The organism is Achromobacter seleniivolatilans, assembly GCF_030864005.1.
Lineage (GTDB): Bacteria > Pseudomonadota > Gammaproteobacteria > Burkholderiales > Burkholderiaceae_B > Achromobacter > Achromobacter seleniivolatilans.
In genome coordinates this window covers 4,615,073-4,640,935 of record NZ_CP132976.1, presented here as the reverse complement: position 1 = coordinate 4,640,935, position 25,863 = coordinate 4,615,073, and the positions used below count along the sequence as shown (strand labels likewise).

The 25,863-nt window shown below is 62.2% G+C and carries 33 protein-coding genes and 1 tRNA gene; 2 read left to right on the top strand and 32 right to left on the bottom strand.

Annotated elements, in window-relative coordinates:
• Positions 1-136: 136 nt before the first annotated feature.
• The 7 genes from RAS12_RS20900 to petA all read right to left on the bottom strand — a co-directional run bounded on the left by RAS12_RS20900 (position 137) and on the right by petA (position 5,522).
• Complete coding sequence (locus RAS12_RS20900; protein WP_306939796.1) at positions 137-895, bottom strand: GAF domain-containing protein; 759 nt, start codon at positions 893-895, stop codon at positions 137-139.
• A gap of 222 nt (positions 896-1,117) precedes the next feature.
• A tRNA-Thr gene (locus RAS12_RS20895) sits at positions 1,118-1,193 on the bottom strand.
• 111 nt (positions 1,194-1,304) lie between these two features.
• Complete coding sequence (locus RAS12_RS20890; protein ID WP_306939794.1) at positions 1,305-1,754, bottom strand: ClpXP protease specificity-enhancing factor; 450 nt, start codon at positions 1,752-1,754, stop codon at positions 1,305-1,307.
• A gap of 13 nt (positions 1,755-1,767) precedes the next feature.
• On the bottom strand, positions 1,768-2,379 hold the full coding sequence (locus RAS12_RS20885) for a glutathione S-transferase N-terminal domain-containing protein (protein WP_306939793.1): 612 nt from the start codon (positions 2,377-2,379) through the stop codon (positions 1,768-1,770).
• A gap of 154 nt (positions 2,380-2,533) precedes the next feature.
• Positions 2,534-3,394 carry a cytochrome c1 gene (locus RAS12_RS20880; RefSeq protein WP_306939791.1) on the bottom strand — a complete coding sequence of 287 codons (861 nt, stop codon included), beginning with the start codon at positions 3,392-3,394 and terminating at the stop codon, positions 2,534-2,536.
• A 23-nt stretch (positions 3,395-3,417) separates the two neighbouring features.
• The gene (locus RAS12_RS20875) at positions 3,418-4,806 is read right to left on the bottom strand and encodes a cytochrome b (RefSeq protein ID WP_306939789.1); all 1,389 of its coding nucleotides are present in this window, start codon (positions 4,804-4,806) and stop codon (positions 3,418-3,420) included.
• Between the two features lie 74 nt (positions 4,807-4,880).
• Complete coding sequence (gene petA, locus RAS12_RS20870) at positions 4,881-5,522, bottom strand: ubiquinol-cytochrome c reductase iron-sulfur subunit (RefSeq protein WP_306939787.1); 642 nt, start codon at positions 5,520-5,522, stop codon at positions 4,881-4,883.
• Between the two features lie 140 nt (positions 5,523-5,662).
• Here petA and mscL point away from each other — a divergent pair, with 140 nt between their 5' ends.
• Positions 5,663-6,112, top strand: coding sequence for a large conductance mechanosensitive channel protein MscL (gene mscL / locus RAS12_RS20865; RefSeq protein ID WP_306939786.1), 450 nt, complete (start codon positions 5,663-5,665; stop codon positions 6,110-6,112).
• Between the two features lie 60 nt (positions 6,113-6,172).
• Here the strand turns inward: mscL and RAS12_RS20860 are convergent, their stop codons facing one another.
• Entirely contained in the window at positions 6,173-6,949 is a 777-nt protein-coding gene (locus RAS12_RS20860) for a Nif3-like dinuclear metal center hexameric protein (protein WP_306939784.1), read from the bottom strand.
• Between the two features lie 19 nt (positions 6,950-6,968).
• Here RAS12_RS20860 and RAS12_RS20855 point away from each other — a divergent pair, with 19 nt between their 5' ends.
• A complete protein-coding gene (locus RAS12_RS20855) occupies positions 6,969-8,129 on the top strand; it encodes a trypsin-like peptidase domain-containing protein (RefSeq protein WP_306939782.1) in 1,161 nt (386 codons plus the stop codon).
• A gap of 11 nt (positions 8,130-8,140) precedes the next feature.
• Here the strand turns inward: RAS12_RS20855 and RAS12_RS20850 are convergent, their stop codons facing one another.
• The 24 genes from RAS12_RS20850 to RAS12_RS20735 form a co-directional block, all read right to left on the bottom strand.
• Positions 8,141-8,518 (bottom strand): helix-turn-helix domain-containing protein, encoded by a 378-nt coding sequence (locus tag RAS12_RS20850; RefSeq protein ID WP_306951547.1) that lies wholly within the window; start codon positions 8,516-8,518, stop codon positions 8,141-8,143.
• Positions 8,519-8,650: 132 nt separating this feature from the next.
• Positions 8,651-9,442: a twin-arginine translocase subunit TatC gene (gene tatC / locus RAS12_RS20845; protein WP_306939781.1), complete on the bottom strand. Its 792-nt coding sequence runs from the start codon at positions 9,440-9,442 to the stop codon at positions 8,651-8,653.
• On the bottom strand, positions 9,439-9,999 hold the full coding sequence (tatB, locus tag RAS12_RS20840) for a Sec-independent protein translocase protein TatB (RefSeq protein ID WP_306939780.1): 561 nt from the start codon (positions 9,997-9,999) through the stop codon (positions 9,439-9,441). Before tatB ends, tatC begins: the two co-directional genes overlap by 4 nt.
• A gap of 72 nt (positions 10,000-10,071) precedes the next feature.
• Positions 10,072-10,299 carry a Sec-independent protein translocase subunit TatA gene (tatA, locus tag RAS12_RS20835; protein ID WP_306939779.1) on the bottom strand — a complete coding sequence of 76 codons (228 nt, stop codon included), beginning with the start codon at positions 10,297-10,299 and terminating at the stop codon, positions 10,072-10,074.
• A 14-nt stretch (positions 10,300-10,313) separates the two neighbouring features.
• Positions 10,314-10,682, bottom strand: coding sequence for a histidine triad nucleotide-binding protein (locus RAS12_RS20830; protein WP_306939778.1), 369 nt, complete (start codon positions 10,680-10,682; stop codon positions 10,314-10,316).
• Positions 10,683-10,699: 17 nt separating this feature from the next.
• Positions 10,700-11,050 (bottom strand): phosphoribosyl-ATP diphosphatase, encoded by a 351-nt coding sequence (locus RAS12_RS20825; RefSeq protein WP_306939776.1) that lies wholly within the window; start codon positions 11,048-11,050, stop codon positions 10,700-10,702.
• Positions 11,047-11,451 (bottom strand): phosphoribosyl-AMP cyclohydrolase, encoded by a 405-nt coding sequence (gene hisI / locus RAS12_RS20820; protein ID WP_306939775.1) that lies wholly within the window; start codon positions 11,449-11,451, stop codon positions 11,047-11,049. The genes RAS12_RS20825 and hisI overlap by 4 nt, the downstream gene beginning before the upstream one ends.
• Before the next feature lies 1 nt (position 11,452).
• On the bottom strand, positions 11,453-12,277 hold the full coding sequence (gene hisF, locus RAS12_RS20815; RefSeq protein WP_306939773.1) for an imidazole glycerol phosphate synthase subunit HisF: 825 nt from the start codon (positions 12,275-12,277) through the stop codon (positions 11,453-11,455).
• On the bottom strand, positions 12,274-13,014 hold the full coding sequence (gene hisA / locus RAS12_RS20810) for a 1-(5-phosphoribosyl)-5-[(5-phosphoribosylamino)methylideneamino]imidazole-4-carboxamide isomerase (RefSeq protein ID WP_306939771.1): 741 nt from the start codon (positions 13,012-13,014) through the stop codon (positions 12,274-12,276). The genes hisF and hisA overlap by 4 nt, the downstream gene beginning before the upstream one ends.
• Positions 13,015-13,070: 56 nt before the next feature.
• Complete coding sequence (gene hisH / locus RAS12_RS20805; RefSeq protein WP_306939770.1) at positions 13,071-13,769, bottom strand: imidazole glycerol phosphate synthase subunit HisH; 699 nt, start codon at positions 13,767-13,769, stop codon at positions 13,071-13,073.
• Positions 13,770-13,805: 36 nt separating this feature from the next.
• Positions 13,806-14,393: an imidazoleglycerol-phosphate dehydratase HisB gene (hisB, locus tag RAS12_RS20800; RefSeq protein ID WP_006216836.1), complete on the bottom strand. Its 588-nt coding sequence runs from the start codon at positions 14,391-14,393 to the stop codon at positions 13,806-13,808.
• A gap of 1 nt (position 14,394) precedes the next feature.
• A complete protein-coding gene (gene hisC / locus RAS12_RS20795) occupies positions 14,395-15,483 on the bottom strand; it encodes a histidinol-phosphate transaminase (RefSeq protein WP_306939753.1) in 1,089 nt (362 codons plus the stop codon).
• On the bottom strand, positions 15,480-16,784 hold the full coding sequence (gene hisD / locus RAS12_RS20790; protein ID WP_306939750.1) for a histidinol dehydrogenase: 1,305 nt from the start codon (positions 16,782-16,784) through the stop codon (positions 15,480-15,482). Before hisD ends, hisC begins: the two co-directional genes overlap by 4 nt.
• A 61-nt stretch (positions 16,785-16,845) precedes the next feature.
• Positions 16,846-17,520, bottom strand: coding sequence for an ATP phosphoribosyltransferase (hisG, locus tag RAS12_RS20785; RefSeq protein WP_306939749.1), 675 nt, complete (start codon positions 17,518-17,520; stop codon positions 16,846-16,848).
• Positions 17,517-18,785 (bottom strand): UDP-N-acetylglucosamine 1-carboxyvinyltransferase, encoded by a 1,269-nt coding sequence (murA, locus tag RAS12_RS20780; RefSeq protein ID WP_306939746.1) that lies wholly within the window; start codon positions 18,783-18,785, stop codon positions 17,517-17,519. The genes hisG and murA overlap by 4 nt, the downstream gene beginning before the upstream one ends.
• Positions 18,785-19,030, bottom strand: a complete 246-nt coding sequence (locus RAS12_RS20775; RefSeq protein ID WP_306939744.1) for a BolA family protein — start codon at positions 19,028-19,030, stop codon at positions 18,785-18,787. The genes murA and RAS12_RS20775 overlap by 1 nt, the downstream gene beginning before the upstream one ends.
• A gap of 5 nt (positions 19,031-19,035) precedes the next feature.
• Positions 19,036-19,848, bottom strand: a complete 813-nt coding sequence (locus tag RAS12_RS20770) for an ABC transporter permease (protein ID WP_306939742.1) — start codon at positions 19,846-19,848, stop codon at positions 19,036-19,038.
• The gene (locus tag RAS12_RS20765; RefSeq protein ID WP_306939740.1) at positions 19,845-20,657 is read right to left on the bottom strand and encodes an ABC transporter ATP-binding protein; all 813 of its coding nucleotides are present in this window, start codon (positions 20,655-20,657) and stop codon (positions 19,845-19,847) included. Before RAS12_RS20765 ends, RAS12_RS20770 begins: the two co-directional genes overlap by 4 nt.
• Positions 20,658-20,829: 172 nt before the next feature.
• Positions 20,830-21,459: an MlaC/ttg2D family ABC transporter substrate-binding protein gene (locus tag RAS12_RS20760; protein WP_306939738.1), complete on the bottom strand. Its 630-nt coding sequence runs from the start codon at positions 21,457-21,459 to the stop codon at positions 20,830-20,832.
• Between the two features lie 38 nt (positions 21,460-21,497).
• A complete protein-coding gene (locus tag RAS12_RS20755; protein WP_306939737.1) occupies positions 21,498-22,298 on the bottom strand; it encodes an MlaA family lipoprotein in 801 nt (266 codons plus the stop codon).
• Positions 22,299-22,378: 80 nt separating this feature from the next.
• Positions 22,379-22,879, bottom strand: a complete 501-nt coding sequence (gene mlaD, locus RAS12_RS20750) for an outer membrane lipid asymmetry maintenance protein MlaD (RefSeq protein ID WP_306939735.1) — start codon at positions 22,877-22,879, stop codon at positions 22,379-22,381.
• Positions 22,880-22,891: 12 nt separating this feature from the next.
• On the bottom strand, positions 22,892-23,680 hold the full coding sequence (mlaE, locus tag RAS12_RS20745) for a lipid asymmetry maintenance ABC transporter permease subunit MlaE (RefSeq protein WP_306939733.1): 789 nt from the start codon (positions 23,678-23,680) through the stop codon (positions 22,892-22,894).
• Entirely contained in the window at positions 23,677-24,513 is an 837-nt protein-coding gene (locus RAS12_RS20740; protein ID WP_306939731.1) for an ABC transporter ATP-binding protein, read from the bottom strand. The genes mlaE and RAS12_RS20740 overlap by 4 nt, the downstream gene beginning before the upstream one ends.
• A 287-nt stretch (positions 24,514-24,800) precedes the next feature.
• Positions 24,801-25,862, bottom strand: a complete 1,062-nt coding sequence (locus RAS12_RS20735; protein ID WP_306939729.1) for an NAD(P)H-dependent flavin oxidoreductase — start codon at positions 25,860-25,862, stop codon at positions 24,801-24,803.
• Position 25,863: the final 1 nt, after the last annotated feature.

Here is a 25,863-nt window from a genome sequence, read left to right as displayed (position 1 = left end):
GCTTCCGCTTGTAATCGCACGTACACCAAAGTCAGTAAGCGTCAGTTCACGGACTTTGATGACTGCACCGGGCCTTGAAATGAGCTTTGACTCTTTAACAAAAGGCTCTGACGACTTCTCGGGAGCAGCGTGCATATCAATACCTTTTCGTGACAAAGTCGCTAATGGCTTTCGTGCCAGCACCAACAATTTCCACAACATCGTCGCGCTCAAACAGAGCGCGGTCACTTGAATCCAAGTAGATCACGCCAATCGGATGCTGTCCAGATCGGTCCAAAACAGGCACCGCCATCGCTGAGTAGCGTCCAGGCCCGAGTTTGCGAGCCTCTGCTTCTGTGTATCCCCATTCGCTTACCAGCTCGGTGCGCAGTTGTTCTTCCGTTCCGTTTTGACTCGACATGACCAAGGGCTTTTTATTTCGGATGGCTCTGCCCGTGATGCCTGTATGGACTAGAAAAGTCCGGCCGGCACCTTCGCCATGAGCGCCCGCGTAATTGATGATTTGCTCGATCTCTCGTGGATCGTGAATGGGGGGAACGACCCGATGGAAGGTGGCTCGGATGTCCCCTCCGCATTTGCGTTTATCGCACCATTCAGAAAGCATGGTGTGTACGGTGGAGACCGCAGCATATAGTCCCTCGTGGATTACATCGGGGCCATCCTTTTGATCCTCGGCATGGGCAGTGGCGACGCGAACCAGGGTCGCTACGATCAACCACAGGCATGCAGCGGTTGCCAAGCCAAACATCCATGGATCAAAGATGGGGTCGCGCCAACTTTTTACAGCCGCAGAGCCTGCCACGATGATGGGTGGTCCATTAAACAAAACCTCTCTGGGCCATTTCTTTTGCCAGAGGCGTTTTTGCTGTGCCCCCGGAAGATGATTTGCATACATGCCGCCGAGCCTCCCCGAATCAAAGAGTGAGGCAAGTGTATTGCGCTGTTACCGTGGAATGGTTGGATTTAATGTCCCAAGCTAGCGCAAATCAGACGAAGGCTAGCGCTCAGCGCAACTAGATGATGAACGCTTGCACTGTCTCGCACGCAATAAAAAACCCGCATTGCCTTAGCAGGTGCGGGTTTCTCAAGCTGTCTGGAACTGATTTTTACTTTGAATTGGTGCCGGTGAAAGGAATCGAACCCTCGACCTTCTCATTACAAGTGAGCTGCTCTACCAACTGAGCTACACCGGCACGGCGTGCCAAGGCACGCGCAGGGACTGCATTGTAATGAAAAAATGAAGTCGCTGTGCGCGAGGTGCTGGAAGATGGGGTTAGCATCGTCCAGCGCCTTGCTTTACTGCGTCATTTGACGATGGTCAGGCGCGGGCGCTTGGGTTCATCGTCGTCGCCGCCATCGTCGCCAGGTGCGGCGGTGGCGTCGGAGCCTTCGGGCGCGGCGGTGTCTGCCGCGTCCTGGGCGCCTGGCGCTGGCGGTTCATAGGGCTGCACTTCGAAGCCCATGCCTGCGCCGGTTTCCCGGGCGTAGATGGCGCTGACGGCGCCAACAGGAACGTACACGTTTTCGGTCACGCCGCTGAAACGGGCTTGGAATTCAATGAATTCATTGCCCAGTACCAGACGGTTGGTGGCCAGCGTGCCCACGTTCAAGGTTATCTGACCATCACGCACATGCGCGACGGGCACCATGGTGTGCTCGTCGACCTGCACGGTGACGTACGGCGTGTAGCCGTTATCGGTGCACCATTCGTGCAGGGCTCGGATCAGATACGGTTTGGTCGAAGTTTCACCCATCACACAACCAGCCTTAACGACGCATCACTTTTTCCGAAGGCGTCAGCGCTTCGATGTAGGCCGGGCGCGAGAAGATGCGTTCGGCGTACTTTTGCAGCGGAGCCGCATTCTTGGGCAGTTCGATGCCGTAGTGGTCAAGGCGCCACAAGAGCGGAGCCACGGCCACGTCGAGCATGGAGAATTCCTCGCCCAGCATGTACTTGTTCTTCAGCAGCATGGGAGCCAGCTGTGCCAGGCGATCGCGAATGTTCTGGCGCGCATTGGCCAGCTTCTTCTCGTCGGGTTTGGCGCTGCGGTCTTCCAGCGTCGAGACGTGAACAAACAGTTCTTTCTCGAAGTTGTAGAGGAACAGTCGCGTGCGTGCGCGCATCACCGGATCAGCGGGCATCAGCTGCGGGTGCGGGAAGCGCTCGTCGATGTACTCGTTGATGATGTTCGACTCGTACAGGATCAGGTCCCGTTCGACCAGAATGGGCACTTGACCGTACGGGTTCATCACCGAAATATCTTCGGGCTTGTTGTACAGGTCGATGTCGCGGATCTCGAAATCCATCCCTTTTTCGAACAACACGAAACGGCAGCGTTGCGAAAACGGACACGTGGTTCCGGAATAGAGCACCATCATGGCGGTAAGTCCTTTATGAAAAACGAAAGGCCAGCGCCTAAATCTAGCAGGCGCTGGCCCCGATTGCCAGGCGGGATAGGCGTACAGCCCTATCCGCCAATACCGTCCCCGTTTAATATTAGGGACAGCTTACTTGCCTGGCGGGGCGTTGCGGTTAGCGCACGTGTTTCCAGTACGAGGCGTTCAGGCGCCAAGTAACAAGGAAGAACAACAGCAGGAACAACATGACGCCGACGCCGATACGGACGCGTAAAGTCTGGACGGGCTCGGCCATCCAGGACATGAACGCGGTCAGGTCTGCGACGTCGTTGTCGTATGTTGCGACTTGGGCCGGGTTGGCGGCCTTAAATTTGGCATCAAAGGTGGCATGGCCCCGGTAGTCAGCTACCGGTTCGGCCTTGACCGTGGAAAAACCTTGAGCATCGTACACCGTCGTGACCCGTTCCCAGGTTTTCGGTGTGCCTTCCTTCGCGCCTTTGACCTCGACTTCATGCATGGCCACGGTGGTCAGCTGTTGCGGACCCTGGCGTTCCCAGAAGGCGTGGGGCATGCCCACGGCCGGGAAAACCAGGTTGTTCCAACCGGTGGCGCGCGATGTGTCGCGGTAGAAGGTGCGCAGGTAGGTGTAGATGTAGTCGCTGCCGGACGGGCCGGCGTTGACCGATTTGGCGCGGGCGATCACGGACAAGTCCGGGGGCGTCGTGCCAAACCACTTCTTGGCGTCTTTGGGCGTCATGGCGATATTCATCATATCGCCCACCTTTTCGCCGGAAAACAGCAGGCTTTCCTTGATTTGCTGGTCGGTCAGCCCAATGTCCTTCAGCTTGTTGTAGCGCATCGAAGACGCGCTATGACAATTCAGACAGTAGTTGACGAACAGCTTCGCGCCGTTTTGCAGCGACGACATGTCATTGACGCGGTACGGCGCCTTGTCCAGCGGGTAGCCGCCTTCGGCGGCGAAAGTGGCGGTACACGTGAGCATCAAGGCCACGGCACCAATCAGCTTCTTGATCATGGTTAATCCGTTATCTGGTGGGCTCAGTGGGCGTGGAACGTCACGCGCTCAGGCACTTGCTTGAAGGTGCCAAGGCGGCTCCAGACCGGCATCAAAAAGAAGAATGCCAGGTACAGCAGCGTGCCGATTTGCGACGTGATGTTCAACGGCGGACTGGGCGGCTGCGTACCGATGTAGCCGAGCACCAGGAAGTTGACCATGAAGATGCCGTAGATCCACTTGTGCCAGGTTGGGCGGTAGCGGATCGACTTGACCGGGGAATGATCCAGCCAGGGCAGGAAGAACAGGATGACGACCGTGCCGCCCATGGCGACCACACCCCAGAACTTGGCGTCGATGGCGCGCAGCAAGATGGCCACGACGATCAGGATGCCGGGGATGGCGATGCGCATGACGCCCTTCAGGTTGCTCTTTACGAGCAACGCGATGGCGCCCAGCACGGACGCGCCTGCCAGCACCCACGTGAATTCGTCGGTAGTGGCGCGCAGCATCGAGTAGAACGGCGTGAAATACCAGACCGGTGCGATGTGCGGAGGCGTCTTCAGAGAGTCAGCAGGGATGAAGTTGTTGAACTCAAGGAAGTACCCGCCCATTTCGGGAGCGAAGAACACAATGGCTGCGAACACGAGCAAGAAGCCCGCTACGCCCACCAGGTCATGCACCGAGTAGAACGGGTGGAACGGAATGCCATCCTTCGGGCGGCCGTACTTGTCTTTCGGGCCTTGCTTGATCTCGATGCCGTCCGGGTTGTTCGAGCCGACTTCGTGCAGCGCAACCAGGTGAGCCGCTACCAGACCCACGAGCACCAGCGGAATCGCGATGACGTGGAAGGCAAAGAAGCGGTTCAGCGTGGCGTCCGACACGACATAGTCGCCGCGAATCCAGATCGACAATTCAGGACCGATGAACGGAATGGCTGCAAACAGGTTCACGATCACCTGCGCGCCCCAATACGACATCTGGCCCCAAGGCAGGAGGTAGCCGAAGAAAGCTTCGGCCATCAAACAGAGGAAGATCGCCACGCCGAAGATCCACACGAGTTCGCGCGGCTTACGGTAGGAACCGTAAAGCAGCCCGCGCAACATGTGCAGGTACACGACGACGAAGAACATCGACGCGCCGGTGGAGTGCATGTAGCGCACCAGCCAGCCCCATGGGACTTCGCGCATGATGTATTCGACGGATTGGAACGCGCGTTCGGCATCCGGCTTGTAGTGCATGACCAGGAAAATGCCGGTCACGATCTGCAGCACCAGCACCAATAGCGCGAGCGACCCAAAGAAATACCAGAAGTTGAAATTCTTCGGTGCGTAGTATTCGGACAGATGTGCTTTCCAGGTGGATGTCACCGGAAAGCGCCGGTCCAGCCAACCCAACAGGCCTGTCGTCTCGACGGTTTTCTCGCCAGCCATGTAACGGCTCCTTCTCTAATACGTGGCGTATTTGTTTTACTTACGTAATTCGGGAAAAAAGCGCGACGCGAGCGTCAGGCCTTGTTGTCTTCATCGACGCCCACGATGATGCGGGTGTCGCTGAGATACTGATACGGCGGAACTTCGAGATTATCGGGAGCAGGCTTGTTCTTGTAGACCCGGCCAGCCAGGTCGAACGTGGAGCCATGGCATGGACAGAGGAATCCGCCTTGCCAATCTGCGCCCATGCCGCCACCGCCGCCCGTTTCAAAGTGCGAGGTGGGCGAGCAGCCCAGATGCGTACAGATACCCACGCAGACGAACAGCTCAGGCTTACGCGAACGAGCTTCGTTTTCGGCATATTTGGGCGTGAAGCCGGGCCGTTTGGAATCTGGATCGGCCAGCAAAGGATCCAGCGCTTTCAGCGCGGCGAGTTGCTCGGGTGACCGGTGCATGATCCATACCGGTTTGCCGCGCCATTCCACGGTTTTCATGGAGCCGACGGGAATATCGCCGACGTCCACTTCCACGGGAGCCCCAGCCGCGCGGGCTTTGTCAGAAGGGGAAAACGTGCTCACAAGCGGCAATGCCGTTGCGACACCTGCTACACCACCCACAGCACAGGCCGTGGTAACCCAGAAACGTCGCGAAGGATCGGGTGGCAGGTTGGGATCAACCGCACCGTCATCATCGTGCACCAGCGTATCCTGACTCATCTTCCTATCCTTGTTGATGCGCCCGCTCTACGAGTAGCATCACTTCTGCGGCATCGGGTTCGCGGGAATATGTAACAACATAGCAACCGCGTATTATAGCGTCAGCCCACCGACGGGCGTATCACGAATGGAGTGCTTTTATGAGCAAAGCCACTGGTTTCGTCAAAGAATTTAGAGATTTCGCTGTAAAAGGCAATGCGGTGGACCTCGCTGTTGGTGTAATCATCGGCGCGGCGTTTGGCAGGATCGTTGATTCGCTGGTTAAAGACATCGTCATGCCGCTTGTCAACTTCATTCTTGGCGGTTCCGTCGATTTTTCGAACAAGTTTCTGGTGCTGTCCATGCCTGCCGGCTACAACGGTCCGATGACCTATGCCGAGTTGTCCAAGGCGGGCGCCAACGTGTTCGCGTGGGGCAATTTCGTCACCATCATCATCAACTTCGTGCTGTTGGCGTTCGTGATCTTCTGGATGGTCAAGGCGATCTATAAGGCTCGCAACAAGGCCGAGGAAGCGCCGGCCGCACCCGCCGCGACGCCCGAAGACGTGGCGCTGCTGCGAGAAATTCGCGACCTGCTCAAACGGCAATAACAAAGCGCCCCTCGGGGCGCTTTTTGCTGGCTCATGCAATGTGCTGGGCTAGCGGCGGCATCAGGCCGGGTTGTCCAGATCTACGAATTCGACCTTGATGCCGAAGTGTTCGGCCACGGCCTGCCCCAATGCCTGGGCGCCATAGCGCTCGGTCGCGTGGTGGCCGGCGGCGATGAAGCCAACGCCGGTTTCGCGCGCCAGATGCACGGTGGATTCCGACACTTCGCCCGTGATGTACGCATGGGCGCCGGCATCTACGGCGTCGGCCAGCATGCCTTGCGCACCGCCCGTACACCAGGCCACGCGTGAAATGCGCTGGTCCGGGTCACCCACGACAAGCGGCTGGCGGCCCAGGCGTTCCGCCACACGGGCGGCCAGTTGCCCCAGCGTTTGCAGGCCGGGCGCCTCGCCTTGCCAGACCAGATTGTCCTGGCCAAAGGTGCGTGGCGTGCCGTCATCGCGCAACGCCGGTGTCAGGCCCAGCACGCGCGCCAATTGGGCGTTATTGCCCAAGGTCGGGTGCGCGTCCAGCGGCAGGTGATACGCGTACAGGTTCAGATCGTTTTTCAAGGCCAGCGCCAAGCGTGTGCGGCGCGTGCCGATGACGCGGCGGTCCTCGTTGCGCCAGAGCCAGCCGTGATGCACCAGTACGGCATCGGCGCCGCGCTCGACGGCGGTGCGCAACAATGCTTCGCTGGCCGTGACACCGGTGATAATGTGTCCGACTTCAGATTTGCCTTCCACCTGCATGCCATTGGGGCAATAGTCCTTGAAGCGCGCGGCTTGCAGGGTGTCGTCCAGCCAGCTGGCCAGCACGTGGGAGTCCACTTTTTTCATTGCTCGTCCTATCAGAAACATGCGCCGATATTGGCTGATCTTTGCTCAGGCCGTCACGGTCTGCCTGGCTATTCTATTCGTGGTCACGACCTTGCGGCCCGACCTGTTGCGCCTGGCCGGGCCGGCCTCGGCGCCACAAGCGGCAGCCGCTGGCGTGCGCCCCGCTGCCGGCAGCGGCACGGGCGTGGTGTCATATGCCGACGGCGTGGCGCGCGCGGCGCCCTCGGTGGTCAATGTCTACACCACCAAACACGTCAATGTGCCGTTGATTCCGCTGCCCGATGATCCGGTGCTGCGCCAGCTCTTTGGCCAGATGCCGGGCATGAGCCGCCGGCAGGCTTCGACCAGCCTGGGGTCGGGCGTGATCGTGAGCCAGGACGGCCATGTGTTGACGAACTATCACGTTGTGCAAGCGGCCGACGCGATCGAAGTGGCCCTGACCGACGGCCGCCGCGATACCGCCAAGGTGGTTGGCGCTGACCCAGACACGGATCTGGCAGTGCTGAAATTGGCCACGTTGCGCGAGCTGCCCGCTGCCACGCTGGCATCTGACCGGGGCTTGCGTGTGGGCGATGTGGTGCTGGCGATTGGGAACCCGTTCGGCGTCGGACAGACCACCACGCAAGGCATCGTATCAGCGCTGGGCCGCAACGGCCTGGGCCTGAACACCTACGAGAACTTCATCCAGACAGACGCGGCAATCAACCCGGGCAATTCGGGCGGCGCATTGGTGGACGCCGAAGGCAGGCTGGTGGGCATCAATACCGCAATTTATTCCGAATCCGGCGGATCAATGGGCATTGGCTTTGCCACGCCTATCGACATTGCGCGCCGGGTCATGGACGACATCGTGAAGACAGGCGGGGTCAAGCGCGGCTGGCTGGGAGTAGAGCCGCAGGACGTGACGCCTGAACTGGCGCGGGCGTTCAACCTGGGAGCCGATGCGGGCGGCGTCATTATTGCAGGCGTGATGCGCGACGGCCCCGCTGCGCGCGGCGGCTTGCGGGTGGGCGATATTGTGCAATCGATCAATGGCAAGCGTATGAGCGACACCGCCACGCTGCTGTCGCAGATTGCGCAACTGCCGCCGGGCGAACGCGCCACGCTGGGCATTCTACGTTCGGGTAAATCAGCCGAGCTGGCAGTAGTGGTGGGCGCGCGCCCCGGTTTGCCGCGTTAAGCGGCGACCCGCTATTCAACCATCAGCCGTACGACGGTCAGCACTTTCTTTTTAGTGCTGACTGGTTGATGGCGCAGCAATGCGCAGATTTCGGCGCAATAGGCATCGACCGTAGCGGCATCCATCGGCTGCGCGGCGCCATAGCCTTGCAGCAACGTGCGCGGGCCCGGGTCGGTGACGCTGACGACGCCATCCGTCAACCATGGCACGCTGGTTTCCAGCGCATGAGCCAGCCGCAACAACGTGCCGCGCTCGGGCGAATAGCGGTCTTCGCGGGTCAGTATGCGATGGATACAGGACTGCGGCACGCCGGAGATGCGTGCAAGCTGGTTTTGGCTGTGGATGCCGCGCCACCGCATCAGGGTGCGCAGCCGTTGGGCGAGCGACATGCTTGCAATGTAGGGTTGCAAGCATGTTGCCGACAAGAGTCAAACTGTCTGACTTTGCGCAGGACCCCGGCTGGGGCGGCCTGCGCAGCGCCGCATCGAACCGCCTGCTTGGCGGCTGTGTGGCGTGATGGATCAGTGACGTTCAGACAGTGAATCCGATGTGGCGTCGTCAGCGGCGCCCGCCTTGGGCGTCACCATGCGGGCGCAGATCAGGCCCACTTCATAGAGCAGGCACAGCGGCACTGCCAGCATGAATTGGCTGACCACATCGGGTGGCGTGACCACGGCGGCGATGATGAAAGCGCCCACCACAACGTAACCGCGCGCGGACTTCAATTTGGACAGTTCAACAATGCCCATCTTTACCAGCAGCACTACCACCACGGGCACTTCGAACGTGATGCCAAACGCCATGAACATCGTCATGACGAAGCTCAGGTAGGCCTCGATGTCAGGCGCCGGGGTGATGGACTGCGGCGCGAAAGTGGCGATGAAGTGAAATACCGTGCGGAACACCACGAAATAGCAGAACGCCATGCCCGCGATGAACAGAAAAGTGCTTGAGATGATCAGCGGCAGTGCCAGGCGCTTTTCATGCCGGTACAGCCCCGGCGCAACAAACGCCCAGGCCTGATACAGCACCACCGGCAGCGCCACGATGAAGGCGGCCATCATGGTGACTTTGACGGGCACCATGAACGGCGTAATGACGCCTGTGGCGATCATGCGCGTGCCTTCGGGCAGCGAAGCCAGCATCGGGGCCGCCAGAATGTCATAGATGGTGGACGCGCCGGGATAGATGAACAGCACGATGAATACCGCCACCACGGCGCCAACGGCGCGCAGCAGGCGGGTACGCAATTCGACCAGGTGAGAGATGAAGGTCTCTTGCTGGCCTTCTTCTTGGGAGGCGTCCTGGGTCACGTCGGTGTTCCAGAGGGCGGGACGGGCTTGGCGGCGGGCGCGGCGTCGTCAGCCTTGGGCGCGCTGGGCGCCGCGGCGGGTTGTTGGGGGGCGGCGGCGTGGGCCGGGGCGGGCGTGGGCGCTTGCACCAGCACGGGCTCGGCTGACGGGCTCAGGTCCAGGTTCAGATTGTGATTCTGAGCGGGTGGCGCAATGCTGCGGGCGGCGTCTGCTGAGGTGTCTCCCACAATGACAGGATCGACCTTGCCGCTGGCTTCGCGGGCCACTTCGTCAAGCTCCGCGCGGAATTGCTGGACGGGCTCTTGCAGCGATGCGTGGGTGTCGTTCAGCGACTGTTGCACGCCTTGCGCGGCGTCTTCCATTTCGCTTTTGAACTTGCGCAGTTCGTCGAGTTCGATCTCGCGTTGGATATCGGACTTCACGTCATTGACGTAACGCTGCGCGCGCCCAAGCAGGTGCCCGACGGTGCGGGCGACTTTGGGCAGACGTTCGGGGCCAATGACGATCAAGGCGACGACGCCGATCACCATCAGTTCAGTGAGGCTGACATCAAACATTCGACGGCCGCTCGGGAATTGAAGCAATAAGGGCCGGCCCGATCAGGGCAGGCCCGGGAGACGAGCGGTGGCTCAGGAGTTGGATTTTTCCTTGGCCTGCACGTCGATGGTTTCGCCGGATACGCGCTGCTGCGCGATCGGGTCGGCAGTTTTTTCACCGTTGGCGTCTTTCATGCCTTCTTTGAAACCCTTGACCGCACCGCCCAAGTCCGAGCCGATGTTGCGCAGCTTCTTGGTACCGAAGATCAGCGCCACGATGACCAGAACCACCAACCAATGCCAAATGCTGAAACTACCCATGATGTTTCTCCGAATTACGCAGTGGGGGCTACGCGCCCTTTCCAGGGCCGCGAACCGCCGATGATGTGGAAATGCAAATGCGGGACTTCCTGGCCGCCTTCGACGCCAGAGTTGATCATGATGCGAAATCCGCCATCAGGGCCCGGACGGCAACCGTTCTCGGCTGCGAGCCGCGGCGCCAACGACATCATTCTACCCAACCAACCTGCGTCCTCGCCGGTAATATCCTGCATGGATGTGACATGACGTCGAGGGATCAGCAGTAAATGCACCGGTGCGGCCGGATTGATATCGTGGAATGCAACAAAGTCCTCGTCCTCGAAGACTTTCTTGGACGGGATGTCGCCAGCGGCGATTTTGCAGAAAAGACAGTTGTCGCTCATTTTTCCGGGCTCCGGGTTCAGTCTTGCGGACGGCTCGCTTTTTCCACCAGGCCCGACAGGCCTTCTCGGCGGGCCAGCTCGGCCAGCACCGCTTCCGGCCGCAGGTTGAAGTGCGTCAGCGCCACCAGGCAGTGAAACCACAAGTCGGCTGTTTCGCTGACGATGCGGTCAGGAACGCCGTCTTTGGCGGCCATTACCAGTTCCGTGGCTTCTTCACCGATCTTTTTCAGGAAGGAATCGGGGCCTTTGGCCAGCAGCTTGGCAGAATAAGACGCCGTGGGATCACCGCCGTTTTCAGGGCGGCGGGTTTCCAGGGTGTCGGCGATGCGCGCCAGGATATCGGCGGCGCTTAAGGTTTGATCGGTCATTTGTAGATCATTTCCGGGTCTTTGAGCACCGGATCAACCGTGACCCAGGACGCCTGGTCCGTCTGGCCTTCCAGGCGGCGGTAGAAGCAGCTGGCGCGCCCGGTGTGGCAGGCAATGCCGCCTTCCTGGTGAATTTTCAGCAGGATGACGTCGCCATCGCAGTCCAGGCGCAGTTCATGCACTTCCTGAAAATGGCCGGATTCTTCGCCCTTGCGCCACAGGCGCTGGCGCGAGCGTGAAAAGTACACGGCGCGGCCGGTTGCTGCGGTTTCGGCAAGCGCTTCGCGGTTCATCCAGGCCACCATCATGATTTGGCCGTTGTCGGCGTCTTGGGCGATGGCGGGGATCAGGCCGTTTTCGTCGAAGACGACGTCGGCCATCCAGGCGGGTTCAGTGCTCATGTCAGTTATCCAGTCTTACGGCAATGCCCTGTTCGGCCATGAAGCGTTTGCATTCGCCAACGGTGTGCTGCCCGAAGTGGAAAATGCTGGCGGCCAGCACGGCGCTGGCGCGGCCGGTGGTGACGCCATCGGCCAAGTGTTGCAGGTTGCCCACGCCGCCAGAGGCGATGACGGGCACCGGCACGGCGTCAGACACCGTGCGCGTCAATTCCAGGTCAAAGCCGGACTTGGTGCCGTCGCGGTCCATGCTGGTCAAGAGGATTTCGCCTGCGCCGTAAGAGGCCATGCGGCGCGCCCATGCCACGGCGTCCAGCCCGGTGGCCTTGCGGCCGCCGTGCGTGAAGACTTCCCAGCGCGGGGGTTCGCCCGCAGCGGACACCCGGCGCGCATCGATCGCCACGACCACGCATTGCGAGCCGTGATAGTCGGAGGCGGCGCGAACCAGTTCCGGGTTGGCTACGGCGGCGCTGTTGATGCTGATCTTGTCGGCGCCGGCATTGAGCAGACGCTGGATGTCCGACACCTGGCGCACGCCACCACCCACCGTCAGCGGGATGAAGACCTGCGAGGCCACCTGCTCGATGATGGGCAGGATCAGGTCGCGGCCGTCGCTGGTGGCAGTGATGTCCAGGAACGTGAGTTCGTCTGCGCCCTGCTCGTTGTAACGGCGAGCGATTTCGACGGGGTCGCCGGCATCAAGCAGGTTGACGAAGTTCACGCCCTTGACGACGCGGCCAGCCGTGACGTCCAGGCAAGGAATGATGCGGCGGGTCAGCGCGCTCTGAACGGGCGCGCCGGCCCCGGGGGTGCTGCTGGAAGTGGTCATTTTGCCAATTCGTCGGCGCGGGCTTGCGCCGCTTGGAAGTCGAGCGTGCCTTCGTAGATGCTGCGGCCCAGAATGGCGCCTTCGACGCCCTCTTCTTCGACGGCGCACAGGGCTTCGATGTCCTGGATGCCGGCGATGCCGCCCGATGCGTACACGGGAATGCGCACATGTTGAGCCAGGCGGACCGTGGCTTCGACGTTTACGCCCGACAGCATGCCGTCGCGGCCGATGTCCGTGTAGATGATGGCTTCGCAGCCGTAATCTTCGAACTTCTTGGCCAGATCCAGCACGTCGTGGCGGGTCAGCTTGCTCCAGCCGTCGGTAGCGATTTTGCCGTCGCGGGCGTCCAGGCCGACGATGATCTGGCCGGGAAAAGCGCCGCAGGCGTCGTGCAGGAAACCTGGGTTCTTGACCGCGGCGGTGCCGATGATCACGTAGGAGATGCCAGCATCAAGGTAGCGTTCGATGGTGTCGAGGTCGCGAATGCCGCCGCCGATCTGGACGGGGATGTCGTCGCCAACGGCGTCCAGGATCGCCTTGATGGGCGCTTCGTTCTTCGGTTTACCGGCAACAGCGCCGTTTAAGTCGACCAGATGCAGGCGGCGCGCGCCTTGGTCTAGCCAACGAGTGGCCATGGCGGCGGGGTCTTCGGAGAACACCGTTGCATCGTCCAGGTCACCCTGGCGCAGGCGCACGCAGCGCCCGTCTTTGAGATCGATGGCGGGGATCAGCAGCATGGTTGGCAGCAAGAAAAATAAAAGGTTGAATGGGCTGGTGCGCGCAGGCGTTTGGCCTACGGTTGCCAGTCTACAAAATTGCGATACAGGCGCAAACCGTGCTCGGCACTCTTTTCGGGGTGGAACTGCACCGCGAAAATGTTAGCTGCCGCCACTGCGCAGGTAAAGGCGACGCCATAATCGGTTTCACCAACGGTCAGGTCCGCATCGACCGGGTCGGCGTAGTAACTATGAACGAAATAGAAGTGCGAGTCGTCCGGAATGCCGTCCCAGAGGGGATGAGAGCGCGTATGGCGCACTTTGTTCCATCCCATGTGCGGAACTTTGAGCTTTTCAGGACGGACGTCGACCTGGCCTGCAGCGCCGGTGTCGGCCGCGCAGGCTTCGTCATCAGCCGGGATCAGGTCGGCGAAACGCGGGCCCGTGAAGCGGCGGACGACGCCGGGGAATATGCCCAGGCACGACGTGCCGCCTTCTTCACTGGAGTCGAACAGCATCTGTTCGCCAACGCACACGCCCAGCAGGGGCTTGGCGCGGGCGGCGCGCACGACGGCTTCGCGCAGGCCGGATTCATTCAGGGTGCGCATGCAGTCCGCCATGGCGCCTTGGCCGGGAAACACCACGCGGTCGGCCGCGTCGATGTCTTTAGGCTGGTTGCAGATGCGGATGTCCGCATCGGGGGCGGCGAACTTCAGGGCGCGTGCGACGGAGTGGAAATTGCCCATTCCATAGTCGACGATAGCGATAGTGGTCACTTCTTTCTGCCTGCTGCAAAGTGGAATTGGCGGACGTTACAGCACGCCCTTGGTGGAGGGCACGACGTCGCCCATGCGAGGGTCAACTTCCATGGCCATGCGCAGCGCGCGGCCACAGGCCTTGAAGACCGTTTCCGCCTGATGGTGGGCGTTAAAGCCGCGCAGGTTGTCGATGTGCAGCGTGATGAGCGCGTGGTTGACCAGGCCCTGGAAGAATTCACGCGTGAGATCGACGTCGAAATTGCCGATGTGGGCGCGGGTGAAAGGGATGTGATATTCCAGGCCGGGGCGGCCCGAGAAGTCCACCACCACGCGCGACAGCGCTTCATCCAGCGGCACATAGGCGTGGCCGTAGCGGCGCAGGCCGGCCTTGGTGCCGACTGCCTTGGCGATGGCCATGCCCAGCGTGATGCCCACGTCTTCCACCGTGTGATGCGCATCAATGTGCAGGTCGCCCTCGGCCTTGATGTCGAGGTCGATCAGGCCGTGGCGCGCGATCTGGTCCAGCATGTGGTCCAGGAAGGGCACGCCCGTGTCGATCGTCTGCTTGCCGGTGCCGTCAATATTGATGGCCACGCGGATGCGGGTTTCGTTGGTGTTGCGGGTGATCTCTGCGGTACGCATGTTAAGCACTCAAAATCTCTTGCAAGGCAGCCAGCAAGGCGGCGTTTTCAGCCGGGGCGCCCACCGAGATGCGCAGGCAGTTGGCCAGGAGCGGGTGGGCGTTGGAGAAGTTACGAATCAATATTTTGCGCGTTTTCAGCGCAAGATGCACGGCGTTGCCATCCAGCTTGCCGGAAAAGCGCGCGAGTACGAAATTACCGGACGAAGGGAATACCCTGGCGCCGGGTAGTGCGGCCAGCGCGGCGGCGAGCGGCGCACGGTCGGCGCGCAGCCGGGCGGCCTGCTCGTCCAGGACCGATTTGTGGCGCAGCACTGTCAACAGCGTGGCTTGCGTGAGCACGTCCAGGTTGTAGGGCGGGCGAACCTTGTTCAGCTCGGCAATCCAGGACGGATGTCCGGCCAGATAGCCAAAGCGCAGGCCGGCCAAGCCTATCTTGGATACCGTGCGCATCACGACCACATTGGACGCGTCCAGTACCTGCGGCATCCAGCTGCGCTCGGCAAAGGGCTGGTAGGCCTCGTCCAGCACCACGAGTCCGGGGGCGGCAGCGATGATCGCCTGCACGTCTTCATCGGCCCACAGGCCGCCCGTGGGATTGTTGGGCACGGCCAGGAACACCACTTTGGGCTGATGTGCGCGGATGGCGGCCAGCATGGCCGGCAAATCCAGCGTCAGATCGGCCGTCAGCGGCACGCCCACGAAACGGGCGTGGTCGAAGCGGGCCGCCATGTCGAAATAGACAAATGACGGCCACGGCGACATCACCGTATCGCCGGGGTTGCAGCAGGCTTGGACGATGATGTGAATCAGTTCGTCCGAGCCATTGCCAAACAGAACGTCAGCGCCATCCGGCACGCCGAAAGCGGACTTTACGGCCTGTTGCAAGGCGGACAGATCCGCGGCCGGATAGCGGTTCAGCGGGGTATCGCGCAGCGTGCGGGCGATGTCGTCCCGCACCGCTTCGGGCAATTCGTAGGGGCATTCCATCGCGTCCAGCTTGATGCAGCCGTCGGCGTTGGCCACCGGGTACGCCGCCAATTCGCGGATGTCGGCGCGGACCGTGCTGGCGATGCGGTCCGGCAGGTTCATGGCTTGTCGATCCGGTACTGGGCGCTGGCGGCGTGCGCTTGCAGCCCCTCGCCCAGCGCCAGTTCGGCTGCAATGCGGCCCAGCGTTTGCGCGCCCTGGTGCGAAACCTGGATCAGGCTGGAACGCTTTTGGAAGTCGTACACGCCCAGCGGCGACGAGAACCGGGCCGTGCGCGACGTAGGCAGCACGTGGTTCGGGCCCGCGCAGTAGTCGCCCAGCGCTTCCGAACTGAAGCGGCCCATGAAGATTGCGCCAGCGTGGCGGATCTTGGCGGTCCAGATCTCGGGCTGTTCCGTGGAGATTTCCAAGTGCTCAGGCGCGATGTCGTTGGCAATCTGGCAGGCTTCTTCCAGGCTTTGAACCTGGATCAGCGCGCCGCGGTTGGCCAGGCTGACGCGCAGGATATCGGCGCGCGGCATCGTCGGCAGCAAACGGGCGATGGAGGCTTGCACCTCTTCGATGAAAGCGGCGTCCGGACAGAGCAGGATGGATTGCGCCAGCTCGTCGTGCTCGGCTTGCGAGAACAGGTCCATGGCGATCCAGTCGGCCGGCGTCTTGCCGTCGCAGATGACCAGGATTTCGCTGGGTCCGGCGATCATGTCGATGCCAACCACGCCAAACACGCGGCGCTTGGCGGCGGCGACATAGGCGTTGCCCGGGCCGACGATCTTGTCCACGGCAGGCACGGTAGCCGTGCCGTAGGCCAGCGCGCCCACGGCCTGCGCGCCGCCGATGGCGAATACGCGGTCCACGCCGCTGATGGCGGCTGCGGCCAGCACGATGGGGTTGCGTACGCCGTCGGGCGTAGGCGTGACCATGATCAGTTCCGCGACGCCGGCGACCTTGGCCGGAATGGCGTTCATCAGCACCGAAGACGGATAGGCGGCCTTGCCGCCCGGCACATACAAGCCCACGCGGTCCAGCGGCGTGACCTGCTGGCCCAGCATCGTGCCGTCGGCCTCGGTGTAGGTCCAGGTCTCGGCGCGTTGGCGCTCGTGGTAGGCGCGTACGCGGTCAGCGGCGGCTTCCAGCGCATTGCGCTGGGCAGCGGGCAAAGTGGCCAGCGCGGCATGCCAATCGGCCTTGGGAATTTCCAGCGTGCCGGCCGATGCGGCAGGCATGCGGTCAAAACGTTGTGTGTATTCCACCAGCGCGGCGTCGCCACGGGTGCGCACGTCGGCCAGAATGCCGGCCGCGGCACGGTCGATGGACTCGTCCTCGGTGGCCTCAAAGGCCAGCAGCTTGGACAGGGCGGATTTGAATCCGGGATCGCGGGAGTCGAGACGATTGATCAGTGCCATGGCGTCATGGAGTAAAGCAGAAAACGGCTAGCGGCCGCCGCAATGACGCGGCGGGCGAAGGTCAGGCGTTACGGGAGGCGGCTCTTTCGAAAGCGTCCAGCAAAGGTTGCAGGCGGGCGCCGCGGGTTTTCAGCGCAGCCTGGTTGACGATCAGGCGCGAGGAAATCGGCATGACGTCTTCAACGGCGACCAGATCGTTGGCGCGCAACGTGCCGCCGGTGGACACCAAATCGACGATGCAATCGGCCAGGCCCACCAACGGCGCCAGTTCCATCGAACCATACAGCTTGATGATGTCAACGTACACACCCTTAGCCGCAAAGTGTTCACGGGCTGAGTGCACGTATTTGGTGGCCACGCGCAGGCGCGCGCCTTGGTGCACCGCGCCTTCGTAGTCGAAGCCGTTGCGCACAGCCACGGCCAGACGGCACTTGGCAATGTTCAGGTCGATGGGCTGATACAGGCCGCCCGGCTGTTCCTTGGCGTGCTCGATCAGCACGTCCTTGCCGGCAATGCCCAGGTCGGCCGCGCCGTACTGCACATACGTGGGCACGTCCGACGCGCGCACGATGATCAGGCGCAGGCCGGGGTCGCTCGTCGGCAAGATCAGCTTGCGCGAGCTCTCCGGGCTTTCCGTCACTTCGATGCCGGCTTCGGCCAGCAAGGGCATGGTTTCTTCAAAAATCCGGCCCTTGGACAGTGCCAGGGTCAGGGGCTTGATATTGGCATCACTCATGCCTGTTCCTTGCCGGTAACGCGTTGGATGTTCGCGCCCAGGGCGCGCAGTTTGACTTCCATCTGGTCGTAGCCACGATCCAGGTGGTAAATGCGGTCGACCAGTGTTTCGCCATCGGCGGCCAGGCCGGCGATGACCAGACTGGCCGAAGCCCGCAGATCGGTCGCCATGACGGTCGCGCCTGACAGACGCTTGACGCCGCGGACGATGGCGGTGTGGCCATCGATATCAATATCCGCTCCCATGCGGCACAGTTCCTGCACGTGCATGTAGCGGTTCTCGAATATGGTTTCGACAATGACCGAGGTGCCGTCGGCCACCGTGTTCAGCGCCATGAGCTGGGCCTGCATGTCGGTGGCGAAACCGGGGTATTCATGGGTGCGGAAACCCACGGCCTTGGGGCGCGCGGACATAGAGCCGCGGATCCAATCGGGTCCGGTTTCGATGGTGAGGCCAGCTTCGGTCAGCTTGTCCAGCGTAGCGCCCAGGATGTCGGCGCTGGTGTTCTTCAACAGGATGTCGCCGCCTGCCGCGCCGACGGCGCACAGGAAGGTGCCGGCTTCAATGCGGTCAGAGATGACGCGATGTTGCGCGCCATGCAGGCGTTCAACGCCATCGATCACAATGCGGTCGGTGCCGTGGCCGTGGATACGGGCGCCCATCTTGATGAGCAATTCGGCCAGGTCCACCACTTCCGGTTCGCGGGCGGCGTTTTCCAGCACGGTCTGGCCTTCTGCCAGCACGGCGGCCATCAGCAGGTTTTCGGTGCCGGTGACGGTGACCATGTCCGTATGGATAGAGGCGCCCTTTAAGCGCTTCGCGCGCGCCACGACAAAGCCGTGCTCGATGCTGATGTCCGCGCCCAGTGCAGCCAGGCCCTTGATGTGCTGGTCCACAGGCCGTTGGCCGATAGAGCAGCCGCCCGGCAGGCTGACGCGGGCTTCGCCGAAGCGGGCCAGCAAGGGGCCCAGCACCAGAATCGACGCGCGCATGGTCTTGACCAAGTCGTACGGCGCTTCCAGGTTATCGACCTGATTGGCTTGCAGGGTCACCACGCCGTCTGCGGCGCGGTCCGCACGCACGCCCATCCGGCCCAACAAACGCAGCATCGTGTCGGTGTCGTTCAGGTGAGGAACGTTGGCAAGCGTCAGCGCATCGGCGGTCAGCAGGCTTGCGCACAAGATCGGCAGCGCCGAATTCTTGGCACCCGAGATCGAGATCTCGCCGTGCAGCTGCGCGCCGCCGGTGATGCGGAGTTTGTCCATTACTTGCCTGCTTGCTCGTATTCGTCTGGGGTCAGCGTGCGCATCGACAGGGCGTGGATTTCGGCCTTCATGCGGTCGCCCAGGGCGGCATAGACCAGCTGATGGCGCTGAATCAGGCGCTTGCCCTCGAAGGCGGCGCTGACAATGACGGCGTCGAAATGCGAGCCATCGCCTTGCACGTCAAGATGTACACAGGACAGGCCGTCCGCGATGTATTGGCGGACTTGGGCGGGAGTGGGAAGCATGGACGTCAGTTCCTGAGTTTGTAGCCGCTGGCCAGAAGCCGCAGCGCATAAAACGACAGTGCTAGGAACACCCCCGTCACCACCGCCAGACTGCGCCAGGGCGAGACGTCCGACACCGAGAAGAATCCGTAGCGGAAACCGTCGATGGTGTAGAAGATGGGGTTCCAGTGGGACACGCTTTGCCAGAAAGGCGGCAGCGTGTGAATGGAATAGAACACGCCGGACAGAAAGGTCGCCGGCATGATCAGGAAGTTCTGGAAGGCCGCCAGTTGGTCGAATTTTTCAGACCACAGGCCCGCGATCAGGCCCAGCACGCCCATGATGCCGCAGGCCAGCACCGCAAAGACCAGCAGCCACAACGGGTTGGCAGGCACAAGCGATACAAAGAACAGGGCCACGAGCCACACGCAAATGCCGACGGCCAGGCCGCGCACGATCGCCGCCAGCACATAGGCGCCGAAGATGTCGCGGTGCGACAGCGGCGGTAGCAGCATGAAAACGAGGTTGCCGGTAATGCGACTTTGGATCAGCGACGATGAAGGGTTGGCGAACGAATTCTGCAACATGCTCATCATCATGAGCCCGGGAATCAGGAACGCGGTATAGGGCACGCTGCCGTAGACCACGACCCGCCCTTCCAGCACGTGTGCGAACACCAGCAAGTACAGCAGCGCCGTGATCACGGGTGCCGCGATCGTTTGAAAACTGACCTTCCAGAAGCGCAGCAATTCTTTGCGCAGCAGCGTCGGAAAACCGGAGCCCGCATCCAGGCGGGGCTGCACCAGCGGCTGGCTGGCGGTCGCGTCGGGCTGCGTCATGACGAAATCTCTTCGGGTTGCAAGGCGGGCGTGGCGGGCTCGTCGCCCTGGTGCATGATGCGTACGAAAGCGTCTTCCAGGTCGACACCGCCAACGCGGGCCATCAGCGCCTGCGTCGTGTCCAGCGCCACGATACGGCCGCGCTTGAGCATGGCAATGCGGCCACAGAGCGCTTCTGCTTCTTCGAGGTAATGGGTGGTCAGCATGATGGTGTGGCCGGCCTTGTTCAGGCGTGAGATGAATTCCCACAAGGTGCGGCGCAGATCTACGTCTACGCCCGCGGTGGGTTCGTCCAGCACGATCACGGGGGGGCGGTGCACCAGCGCCTGGGCCACCAGCACGCGGCGTTTCATGCCGCCTGACAAGGCGCGCATGTTGTTGTCGGCTTTGTCGGCCAAACCCAGGTTGAACAGGATTTCGTCGATCCAGTCGTCATTTTTGCGCAGACCGAAGTAACCGGACTGAATGCGCAACGTCTCTCGCACCGTGAAGAACGGGTCATAGACCAATTCCTGCGGCACCACGCCCAGCGAGCGCCGTGCCGACTTGTAGTCGGCAACGACGTCATAACCACAGACCGATGCGCGGCCGGAGCTTGCATGTGCCAGACCGGCCAGGATCGAAATCAGCGATGTTTTGCCCGCGCCGTTGGGTCCGAGCAGGCCGAAGAATTCGCCGTGCTCGATATTCAGGCTGACGTTGTCCAGCGCTTGAAAGCCAGCGGCGGGCGCGCGCCCAAGCAGCTTTTGCCACCCGCGTTGGCGCGGTGAGTAGACCTTGGAGACGTTTTCTAGACTGACGGCAGACATGACGGCGGGGGTAGCCCGGAAAAGAGCGAATTGATCATTATATAAGCGCACGGTGACGCCAAGCGCCTATGGCCCCGGGAGCCGCGGGGGGATGGCTAGGTGCGTCCCCAAATTAATCGGCCCGGCGGGCCTCTGGGGGCGCGCCGGGCCGGTGTCAGCCGGGACTGTAGGGTTACTGATTGCGTTGGTTCAGCGCCTGGATCAGACCGTCGATGCCGTTTTGGTTGATCTGCTGCGCGAACTGATTGCGGTAGTTCTCGATCAGCCAGATGCCTTCGACGTTCATGTCGTAGATCTTCCAGCCCTGGGGCGTTTTTTCCAGACGGTAGTCCACGCCAGTGGGCTGGCCATTGGCTTGGCTGATCAGCGTGCGGACGACCACATCATCGGCATTGGCGTCACCGCGGAAGGGCAGCGCGCGGACATTGGTGCTGGGCGTTACACGGGTCAGGGCGCCGCTATAGGTGCGCACCAGCGTGCCGCGGAAAGCCTCGGCCAAGGCCGTCTTTTGCTGCTCGGTGGCTTGACGCCAGAAGCGGCCAGCAGCCAGGCGCGTCGTCTTCTGGAAGTTGACGTAGGGCAGGATGTGCTGATTGACGACTTCGTTGATGCGCGCGGTATTGCCGGCTTTCACCGCGCCGTCGGCCTTCAGTACGTCGAGGGCTTCGTTCGCGGTGGCCAGCACGAATTGGTCGGGCGGGCCGTTAGGGTTGGGCTGAGCCTGCGCAGCGCTGGCCACGGCCAGGCCGAGAAGGCCCGCGAAGGCCAGCCGTTGCAGCAGGGAAATAAAAGCAAATTGCATCAAAACTCCTTACTTGACCTGATAACGCACTCCGCAGCTTACTTGGCAGCGGGTTGCGGGGCCGGGGCGCCCTTGGCGGCAGCAGGGGCATCGCCCTCGTCGTCTTCGTAGTTGGGCAGCGCGTCCTCTTCGTTCACGCGGTGGCCCAGGACCATGGCGTTACGGCGTTGCAGATAGGCGTCGCGGATGAAGCTGTACGGATCTAGCGCAACGCGGTCGATCGTGTCGGTTGCGCTCAACAGGCTGGCGCGCGTGTCAACCACACGCAGACCCCACAAGGAGTTGCGCAGGCGGACGTTGTCGATGGAATCGATCCCCATGTAGCCGTAGGTCGTGCCGGCGAAATCGCCGATCAGGCCGGCGCCGTCACGCACGGTGGACGAACCGAAGATCGGCAGCACCAGGTATGGGCCTTGGCTGAAGCCCCACACGCCCAGCGTCGTGCCGAAGTCGTTCGGGATCTTGCGCGCGCCATTGGCCGAGGCGACGTCGAAGCAGCCGCCCACGCCCATGGTGGTGTTGAACAGGAAGCGTCCCAGCGTGTTGACGAAGTCGTGGCCGCGGCCTTGCAGGAAGCTGTTCGTGCCGGACCAGAGGTCGCCGATGTTGCTGAAGATGTTGTGGACACAGCTGCGCACGGGTTGCGGCGTGACAAAGGTGTACGCCTGGGCAACGGGCTTGAAGACCGCGCGGTCGACTGTGTCGTTGAACTTGTAGACGCCGCGGTTAAAGCCTTCCCAAGGATCGCGCGGGTCCGGATTTTGCGGCGCTGCGCAGCCGGCCATCAAGGCACCCGCCACTGCGATAGTGGCAATCCGGGAAAGAGCGTACTTGTTCATGATCAGGAAATCCCTATCAACAATTCTTATGATATTGCGGCGAGCCACGCATTGTGGTTACGGCGTCTTTCACATCGCCTTTAATTTGGCGATTTCGCGGCGGGTTCGGACGCAGCGTTAGCGCCTTGCTTTTCGGCGGTTCCATAAAGGAACTGGCTGATCAGCTGCTCAAGCACAACGGCGCTTTGTGTATAGCGGATATTTCCGCCGTCGGTAAAGTTTTCCTCTTCGCTGCCCGCGGTCAGGCCCAGGTACTGCTCACCCAGCAGACCGGACGTCAGGATCGACGCCGAGGTGTCCTTGGGGAACTGGTAAGCCTTTTCCAGATTGACCGTGACAACGGCCTGGAAGGTCTTGTCGTCAAACGAAATGTTGGCTACCCGGCCCACCACAACACCGGCGCTTTTTACCGCCGCGCGCGCCTTGAGGCCGCCTACGTTATCGAACTTGGCCGACAGCGTATAGGTCGGCGCGAACGAAAACGCGCTTAAGTTGCCGGCGCGCAACGCCAGGAATGCCAGCGCGACCGCGCCCAGCAAGATAAACAGGCCTACCCAGAAGTCGGTTTTTTCGCGTGACATGATCGATCCGTATCAATTTCCAAACATCAAGGCGGTGAGCAGGAAGTCCAGCCCAAGTACCGCCAGCGAACCCACGACCACGGTACGCGTGGTGGCGCGAGCAACGCCTTCAGGGGTGGGCTTGGCCTGCCAGCCTTCGTAAAGCGCAACCAGCGTCACGGTGACGCCGAACACCAGACTTTTAATGACGCCGTTGGCCACGTCGTTCCAGACATCGACGCCGCTTTGCATCTGTGACCAGAAGGCGCCGGCATCAACGCCGATCATCAGTACACCGACGACCCAGCCGCCCAGAATACCCACCATGGAAAACACGGCGGCCAGAATGGGCATGGCGATGATGCCGCCCCACAGGCGCGGCACCAGAACGCGGCGCACGGGGTCCACGGCCATGACTTCCATGGCGGATAACTGTTCGCCAGCTTTCATCAGGCCGATCTCGGCAGTCAGCGACGTGCCGGCGCGTCCCGCAAACAGCAGCGCGGTCACGACAGGTCCAAGTTCGCGCACGAGCGACAGGGCCACGAGCAGACCCAAGGCCTCTTCGGAGCCATAGCGGTTCAGTGTGTAGTAGCCCTGTAGACCCAGCACAAAGCCCACGAACATGCCGGACACGGCGATGATCAGGAGCGAATAGTTGCCAATGAAATGGACCTGTTGCGACACCAGGCGCGGCCGCGACAACGCAATGCCGCTGCGCGCCAGCATGGCGCCGAAGAATCTGGCGAAACCGCCAATGGCGGAGACGCGGGTGCGGACCCAGCCCCCCAGCGCGCTTACGGCGTTATTTTCTCCGCTCATGCTTTGCGCCCCTTCTGTGCGGTAAGCCACTTTTGGAAAGCGGGCGTTTCGGGGTACTGGAACGCGACGGGGCCGTCGGGCTCGCCCTTCAGGAATTGCTGGACATACGGATCTTGCGACGCCGACAGCGATTCCGGGGTGCCCGCGGCAGCCAGCTTGCCCTGCCCCACCAGATAGACCTGGTCGGCAATGGCAAAGGATTCCTGCACATCGTGCGTGATCAGTACGGACGCGCATCCCAGGCGATCGGCCAGGCTGCGGATCAGGCGGGCGGTGATGCCCAGCGAGATCGGGTCCAGGCCGGCAAAGGGCTCGTCATACAAGATCAGTTCGGGTTCCAGCACGACGGCGCGGGCCAATGCCACGCGGCGCGCCATGCCGCCCGAGATTTCAGCAACCTTCAGATGCGCGGCGGCTCGCAGGCCGACGGCGTCCAGTTTGTCCAGCACGCGGTCGGTGACTTCCGCTTCGGTCAGCTTGGTGTGTTCGCGCAGCGGGAAAGCCACGTTTTCGAACACATTCAGGTCGGTGAACAGCGCGCCTTGCTGGAACAGCACGCCCATGCGCTTACGCAGGGACTGGAGTTCAGCCGGTTTGACGCGCGCCATGTCCTGGCCAAAGGCGATCACCTGACCCTGCTGGGCGGTGAGCTGGCCAGTCGCGGCCCGCAGCAGAGTCGTCTTGCCCGACCCCGATCCGCCCATGATGGCGACCACCTGGCCTGCGCGCACGTCCATGGAGATGTCGCGCAAGACGGTGAAATCACCATAGCCTAGCGCCACACCTGTCAGGCGCAAGGCAAATTCGGGGGTGTTGCTGGTTTGAGCGGACATGGGCAACGAAAGGGTGTTTCGGTGGCGGAGCTGGCCGTGCTGTCCTGGGACGCGCAGGGCGGATAACCGGCCAGCGCGGGTAAGACAGGCTGCGTCGGCAAGCGCCCTGTTACTCAGATGCGGGGGCAAGGTCGGGCTATGGCCCCCAGCGGCGAGGCGCCATTGTAGCCCGACGCATTGTAATCACAATGCGATAGGCCGCCCGTGGAACAGTGTTTTCGGGATCAGGAACAATCAAGCCCCCCGGGCGCGGTCCTGGCCGGGGGGCTGATTGCCATGTCAGGCGCTTAGCGGCGGGTTTGGGCCGCCCGCGTCTCGCTCGCCAGCCGGCGAACCAGATCGGCGGTCGTCTCGTGCCGTGCCAGCGGCGCGCCTTGGCCGGCCCACAGGGACAGCACGTTGATATTGCCCTCCTTGCCGCCCGCAGTGCGCATAGGACGCGTCAGGGCGTTCTGCAAGGGATAGGGCAGGATGTCGGCAGCGAGTGCGTCGGCATCGCGCATGAAGGCATTGACGATGCCCCGGGCCGGACGGCCGGAAAAGGCACGGGTGATGCGTGATTGTTCGGAACGGGATGCCGGCAGGACGGCCTTATAGGCATCGCTGATGCCGGATTCAGCCGTCGTCAGGAATGCCGTCCCCAATTGTGCAAGGTCGCCGCCCAGGGCCAACGCGGCGGCGATGCCCCGGCCGTCCATGATGCCGCCAGAGGCGATTACCGGGATAGAAACGGCGTCGGCTACCTGTGGCACCAAGGCCATCGTGCCAATCAGGGACTGATCGAAATCATCAAGGAAGGTGCCACGGTGTCCGCCTGCCTCGGCGCCCTGGGCCACGACGGCATCCACGCCGTCCTGCTCCAGCGCCACCGCTTCCCGCACCGTGGTGGCTGTGCCTACGGTCAGGATGCCCAGCTCGCGGCATTGCGCCAGCACCTGGGCGGGCATGCGGCCAAAGGTAAAGCTGAAGACCGCCGGGCGCAGCCGCAGAATGGCGTCTATCTGCCCGGGCAGCGGGTCGGCCTGCGGTCCGGGCAAGGCAGGCGCCGGCAATCCCAATTGCTCGTGATAGCGGGCCATCAGGGCTAGCATCCGGCTGGCGTCGCCCTGCGTGGGTTGCTCGGGCACGGACGCGAATAAATTGATGGCGAAAGGCCGCGAAGTGCGCGCGCGGATCGCGGCGGCGGCCGCTTCAATCTGTTCGGGGCTCATGTAGGCCGCCCCGAGCGATCCCAGCACCCCCGCCTTCGATGCCTCGCTCACCAGGTCCACCGTCGTCGCGCCGCCCGCCATGGGCGCCTGGATGATGGGATGGTCCAGTTTCAGCAGTTCAAGCAGACGGGTGGCCATG